The organism is Shimia litoralis (assembly GCF_005518135.1).
Classification (GTDB): domain Bacteria; phylum Pseudomonadota; class Alphaproteobacteria; order Rhodobacterales; family Rhodobacteraceae; genus Shimia_E; species Shimia_E litoralis.
The window spans coordinates 90,792-97,428 of the sequence record NZ_SULI01000011.1; the positions used below are offsets into that span (position 1 = coordinate 90,792).

A 6,637-nucleotide genomic window follows, 5' to 3' on the forward strand; every position below is an offset into this window, starting at 1 on the left:
AGCAAACCTATTTCAACCGAATGGTTAACCCAATCCCGAAGGTCAGGCCCTGATAGTCGCGTAAAGAGATGCTCGATTGATTGGCATCCCATCCGATACGCGCAAAGCCCGTGATGCGGTCCGAGTAAACCTTGGCCACCTCGACGGCAGCTTTGATACGCGTTTCCTTCCGAAAAATCGGGATCGCAGTTGAAAATGGTCCATGATAGTTGCGCCGATAGAGGCTCACGCCGCCGTGCACGGCAAGGTCGCGATGTATCGGATATTTTGCTCGGAACCGAAGGCCGTATTCATCATAACTAAATTTTCTGGCATCTGCGCGGCGATTTTCGGCATAGATTGTCGTCGATATGCGCGCACCGGGCTTGGCCAACCGTCTGTCGTGGCCAATTTCGATAAGGGCTTCGCGTTGATCAAAGCCGCGAAAGCGGAGGTCGTTCTGATCCCGATATCCCAATCGCGCGCGAAAGCGCAGCGTATTTACCTTATTTGCACGAAAGCGAAAGGTCGCTCCTGCGCGCAGACGCTGATAGATGGTCTGCTCGAGTGCCTTTGCCATGCTGTACTTTGTTTTCAATTGGACAGACCAACGGCTCCGAGCCCCAAGTTTGAACCGGTAGGCGGCTTGCGTGTGTGATGTCAGGCGATTTAGGTTATCGTATTTCGGATATGCGAGCGCTTCAAAGGTTTGAGAAAAGGCCAATGTGTTGCCGTTATCAAGTCGTTTTCGCCATGATAGCGTGGTCGTCGCGTTCATGCGGTTTTCAAGGGACGTGGCCGCAAAGGCCAATGCGTCCTCGTTGGCGACATCCGCCCCCCGTTCAAATGCAAAAGACTGGGTTGCTCGAAACTTGAAAACCTCTGCACGCAGCGCGCTGGACAGCAAGAGCATGCCGATGATGAGCGCCATACGGCAGAAAATGTTGATAGAACGCGTGTAGGGGCTGAACATTACGCGATCTTTCTTGGTTTATTGGACACGATATCTCGCTTTACGGCGACCTCTATGTTCTCCCCATCATTCTTGATCAAAATCGAAAGCATCGATTCAAGTGTGAAATACGCCCGTAGCACTCTGAAAATTAGATATTCCGGTAACGCAAGAATACCGCGCGGAAGGCCATTTAGCAGAGCAGAGACCACGGCGACGATGGCGGGGGCACCAACCATCACGGCGACAATTGATTGCCAAATAATCGGTGACCCCACGTTAAAGCCCGAAAAATACTCCATGCATCCAAACAGGATAAGAGGCACAAGCATTGCGCGTCGACCGGAGTTCACCAGCATATAGGGCAAGATGATTTTACCACGCAAAGAGAGACGGTCTGCGTAGATGAGGTCGCGACAACGCGAGCTGATGTGATAAATTGATCGAAACCAGCGCATGCGCTGTTCGCGCATATGGGTGTAAGACGCAGGTACTTCGGAAATATATCTGATCTTGGGATCGACAACCGAGTGGAACCCCAGTTCGCCGACACGCAGCGAGATGTCGGTATCTTCACCGTTCATACCTTCGACAAACCCGCCAAGATAGCGGGGGTGCTCGGTGCGATAGACAACAAACATCCCGGGGATGCCTACCACGCCCTGAACGGCGCCCATGGCAACCGAATAGAACCCGTGTTTCACAAGAACTTCTAGCAATCTGGCACGGTCGAACAAGGCCCCGCCGGGGGGGATCGGCACCCCGCCGACAACCCCAACCGTTGGATCCGTGAAATACGGCATTGCTCGGGACAGATTGTCTTGGCCCAATAGGGTGTCGGCATCTACTCGCACGAAGTATTCTGTTTGAACCGCATCCAGTCCTGCGTTGAGCGCATGCGATTTACCAGGTGTGGGCACATTTAGAACTTCGCCGGTGGCCTTGGTGCAGTTTGCAAGCGCCATGCTTGCGAGATGTTCGGTGTCATCTGTGGAGTTGTTGTTGAGAATAAGGATGTGCACCTTGCCCCCATAATGCGCAGCCGCTTGATCCATCGCCTCGATGGTGTTGACGATGATATAGCTTTCGTTATGGGCTGGCACGATGATCGAAACTGCGGGGGTGAACCTCTGGGCTTTGGCGCGCCAAACATCGATGATGGCCAATACATAGAGTTGTCCGAACAACACCGGTAGAAACAGAAAAACACCGGGACCGATCCCGCCAAGTAGCGTGTGGCGGCGCATCCAGTCCACAACCGTCAACTCAAGCCCACTCGCATAGGCTGATACAAGGGCCGCGAGTGTTAAGCAGATTGCAAGTCGCAGAATCGCGCGGGACTGTTTGATTGGACGCCGTTCGATACGAATGCGTGCAGGCATCCGTCCACGTTCCAACAGTTTGAACGAATACACTGCAAACCCCAGCAGGCCGCTTATGATCGCGCTGAAATGTAACGAATAGCTGTATCCAAGGTAGAAATTTAGTAACGAGTTCGCCAAATCCAAAGCGGCTGCGAGGGCCGCGTATGTGAGCACAAGGTCAAGTCCAAACAGGAGACGGCCCATCGGTGCACCAGAGCACCCCACCGCAAAAGCGATATAAAACGACAGCATAAAGATGCGGACGGAGACGGCATGCCGTCCATCGTAGGGCGACAATACAAAGTCGCGATTTGGAAACATGGTGCTAAACGGTTCGATGTTGATGAGCCACAAAAGTGTCAACGCGATGCCGCAAAAGACCAATATTGTGAGGGGGGCACGCCAAGGAGATACAAATCCGGCAAACCTCTTGGGGGCACTGTCTGTAGAGACAAAGTTGATTTTTTCGCGATCGTCGATACTCATTGGTGCGCGCCCGCAATAGCGATCAAAAGAGCAACGGGTGCGTGGATGTTCGGGGCCGCATGGGGTGTGACCGGGTGAGATTTGGGAACCTGTGTGACCTCATCAAGGTATACCAGCCATGTTCGATCCGGGTTCGGTGGCAATGCAGTCAGGATGTCCAGTGATTTTTTGCGGCTCAAAACAGTGACGAATACGTCAGGGTCTTTTTGGGCGTGTTGCAACTGTGCCGGAAGGCTATTTGCCAGCAATCGTGCGACCGCCTGTGCGTCAGATGCAGAGATATCTTGCCGTGTCTTAAGCGAAAAACTGACGTGATTTGCCAGCCGTGAGCGTAGCTTTTGAAGCTCGTTTCCGAATTGAGCCCCGCCAGCCCATAGATGGCTTTCTGCGCGGATTTCTGCGATCAACTCGGGTCCGTGATTGCATAGGCCATCCGGATCATAAGACGACGTTACAGTGATCTCTATCACGTTCAACCTGTCTTGATAGGCTGCGGGCAGACCCAAGTCTAAAGCATGGTCCTGAACAGCCTCATCAATAATTTGAATGTCGATTAGTCGCGCATTGAATGTGGTGGTCAATGTCCAGTGTGCCCCTGCAGGCGGTGGCCCAAGAGATAACCTGAGACTTAGGCCGTCGGGCATGCTGTAATCTTGATATCGATCCAGATCATACCGGACGCGCCAACTTGTGCTGCGCTGAAAACGCCGGACGCCCGCGTTTGGCCCCTTCTTGGCGAAATATGTCGGCCAAACGAGACGCTTTGCACGTGTTGTGAAGGCAAAGTCTTGAGCATCGATCAGTTCGGAAGGAGCCAGCGCCGCCCCTTGGGGCACCCCAGTATCACCTTGATCAACAAAGCGCGTGGAATATCCGTGTCTCTGAATGTGTGCAGCTTGCGCCAAAATATTTGAGCGTTGCGCATTTGATTGCGAGGGGGGCCATGCAATGTGAACTTGGTGGCCCCAGGTGATCACCCGATCACGCACTGACCTAAGAGGAGTCGCAAGCGTCAGAAATACTCCGCTGGTCGTCTCGATCTCGACGATGGCATTAATCGCACCATCGGGACCACAGGCAAGCTTTGCGCCGTGGCCAAGTAACGAAAACGAGACAACCAGCCGCTCTCCCGCCAGTTCTTGTTGTGTCAAAACAATCTGGAGGGATCGTGCTGCCTCACCTGGACGCAGCAACACTTCTGCTCTTCGGGTGTTGTTGATCGAGACGCGTAATGCCCCTTCAACACCCTCTAGAACTTGAAACGTCGCATCGATTTGGAGGTGTCCAGATGTCGGGCGCGTATCAATTGGCATTGAAAATGACGCGCTCTGGTAGGCAGGGAATCCGGAAAGAATGAGACCGTTTGGGGAATGCGCTCGGATGATGGCGCGCGCTGCCTTTCTTGTCGATGGCACGGTGTCTTGCTCTCGACCGAACACCAGTTGTGGTTCTTCGAGGATGTCATGGGCGGCTTGTAAGCCCCGTGCCCAGATATCGAAATATGTCACCGCTGATGCGGCTCCCGCGATCAGGAACGCGAGCAACCCAATGCCAATCATTCGCATAATATGTCCTTTTGAAAAATACGTGTCGTATCAACCCACCTCCACGCGGTGTTGATACGACACTGTTTTTCAGGCCGCTTTGGCGCCAGTGTTCTTGCGGTCCAGCACGCCCGGAAGCTCGTTCTCGGTCCATACCGACACACACGGGATCATCTCGCGGATACAGCGATCCGAGTATCTGGCGGCGATCTCACGCGTTTCCTCCATTAGACCTTCTTGCAAGGTGACGGGTTTTAGGCCCAAAGAAATGAACGTGCGGTTGGACACCCGAAGACCGTTTTCGGCGGCTTCTTTGCGCGGATTATCGACAAAAGCGATCTTTGCTCCGGTGATTTCCGAGACAATGTTGGCAACTTCGCGAACTGATCGCGTTTCTGTCATCTGGTTCAGAATTTTCACTTTGCCATCGCGGCGCGGCGGGTTTTCGACGGCAAGTGCGATACACTGCACCGTATCCTGAATATGGATGAAGGCACGGGTTTGCCCGCCAACGCCATGAACGGTAAGGGGATGATCGATCGCTGCTTGCATTAGAAAACGGTTCAGGACGGTTCCGTAATCCCCATCATAATCAAACCTGTTGATCAGGCGCTCATCCAGCTTGGTTTCGGCAGTTTGCGTTCCCCAGACGATCCCTTGATGCAAGTCGGTAATCCGCAGATGATCGTTTTTGGCGTAGAACTGGAACAACAATTGATCCATGGATTTGGTCATATGATACACGCTGCCCGGGTTCGTGGGGTAGAGGATGTGTCGCGTGAACAGGTTTTGTTTGTCGTCTGGCACAAAAACCTTGAGATAGCCTTCTGGGATTTCGATCCCGTCGTCATCGTATCCATACACACCCATCGTGCCCAAGTGGATCAGATGGGTATCAAGGCCAAGCTTGGTCAGTGCGACCAGCACGTTGTGGGTGGCACTGATGTTGTTGTCGACAGTATACCGTTTTTCTTCGACACCCTTCATTGAATAGGGGGCGGCGCGCTGTTCGCCAAAGTGAATGATCGAATCCGGCTGATGGATTTTTATCAGTGTCTCGAGGCGATCATATTCGACAGCAACGTCAATGTTTTCGAATGCAATTGTTTTCCCGCTCACCTCGGTCCATGCCTCAAGGCGTGTTTCAATCGGTGCGATGGGCGTGAGGCTGTTTGCGCCAAGTTCAGAGTCAATTGTGCGACGCGTGAGGTTGTCGAGCACAACGACGTCATGGCCCAACTTTGAAAGATGTAATGCTGTCGGCCATCCACAAAATCCGTCGCCGCCGATTACGAAAATACACTTGTTCATGTCACGTCCCTTTTGGTTTGGTACGGCGGTTCCCCAACGTGGGAGGTGCCGTGATATGTTCCAAAATTGCGTGAATGTTTCAGATAGGTGCTCTGCCCAAGGAGTAGAAATCGCATGCGAAAGGCCATCTGGCTATCCACTTGGATAGCCCAAAACCTCAATAGGGTGGGGAGGCAAGTTGCGCGTCAGAAAGTGTGAAATATATTATGGACGGCCGAGATTTCGTTGCCTCAAAGCAGCTTTTGATCGCGAGCAATCATTGCGGCATGGGTCCGGTTCTTGGCTCCCAGTTTCCGACTTAGGGTCTTGATGTGCAGCTTGACTGTGACCTCACGCAAATCGATATCACGCGCGATCTCTTTGTTGGATTTACCTTCAGAAATGCCTTTGAGCACTTGCGACTCGCGGGGGGTCAATAGTCCGGGCTGTGTGTCTTCCGGTGCGGCGGTCATAAAGTCGATTGGGGCAAATGTTTCCCCCATCGCCATAAATTTGACCGCGTTCGTGAGCGTTTTGGCGGCAAGTGTCTTGGGCAAAAAACCGGACGCACCCATTCTAAGGGCTTCTTCGGCGATTGATTTGCTGGCGGTTCCTGAAATCAAAGCGACAGGATTTCCCCCATTTTCGTTGAGCATGGTTTGCAACCCGGCAAGCCCATCCATTCCAGGCATTGAGTAGTCCAGCAGAACAAGATCAAACGCGGGGGCTTTGCGCACTGTAGACATGGCCTCTGAGAGGCTTGAGGCGTGGGTCACTTGTACCCCTTTCTCCTGCTCTAAGAACGCGCCAATCGTTTCGCGTACTAGATCATGATCATCCGCTATCAATAACCTCATTAAACCACCTCATTCTATTACTACTCAATGTTCGGCGTTGTCGGTATTCTTGCCAGTTTAGGTTGCAATGGCAAGAATGCGGCGCTGAACATCGCGTCAAACTGAAGTGGTCCGGCAAATTCGGACAGCGTGCTAAGATGTATCCAACCCGATTGAATGGATACA

At 52.7% G+C, this 6,637-nt stretch carries 5 protein-coding genes; all 5 read right to left on the reverse strand.

All coding sequences use genetic code 11. The annotated features are described in order from the left end of the window. Positions 1–7 precede the first annotated feature (7 nt). The 5 genes from FAP39_RS10860 to FAP39_RS10880 all read right to left on the reverse strand — a co-directional run bounded on the left by FAP39_RS10860 (position 8) and on the right by FAP39_RS10880 (position 6,472). Positions 8–952, reverse strand: coding sequence for a hypothetical protein (locus tag FAP39_RS10860; protein ID WP_138016417.1), 945 nt, complete (start codon positions 950–952; stop codon positions 8–10). Further along, on the reverse strand, positions 952–2,781 hold the full coding sequence (locus FAP39_RS10865) for a glycosyltransferase family 2 protein (protein WP_138016418.1): 1,830 nt from the start codon (positions 2,779–2,781) through the stop codon (positions 952–954). Before FAP39_RS10865 ends, FAP39_RS10860 begins: the two co-directional genes overlap by 1 nt. Next, the gene (locus FAP39_RS10870; RefSeq protein WP_138016419.1) at positions 2,778–4,346 is read right to left on the reverse strand and encodes a cellulose biosynthesis cyclic di-GMP-binding regulatory protein BcsB; all 1,569 of its coding nucleotides are present in this window, start codon (positions 4,344–4,346) and stop codon (positions 2,778–2,780) included. The genes FAP39_RS10865 and FAP39_RS10870 overlap by 4 nt, the downstream gene beginning before the upstream one ends. Before the next feature lie 69 nt (positions 4,347–4,415). Beyond that, entirely contained in the window at positions 4,416–5,636 is a 1,221-nt protein-coding gene (locus tag FAP39_RS10875) for an NAD-dependent epimerase/dehydratase family protein (RefSeq protein WP_138016420.1), read from the reverse strand. A 230-nt stretch (positions 5,637–5,866) separates the two neighbouring features. Further along, positions 5,867–6,472 carry a response regulator transcription factor gene (locus FAP39_RS10880; protein WP_138016421.1) on the reverse strand — a complete coding sequence of 202 codons (606 nt, stop codon included), beginning with the start codon at positions 6,470–6,472 and terminating at the stop codon, positions 5,867–5,869. Positions 6,473–6,637 lie beyond the last annotated feature (165 nt).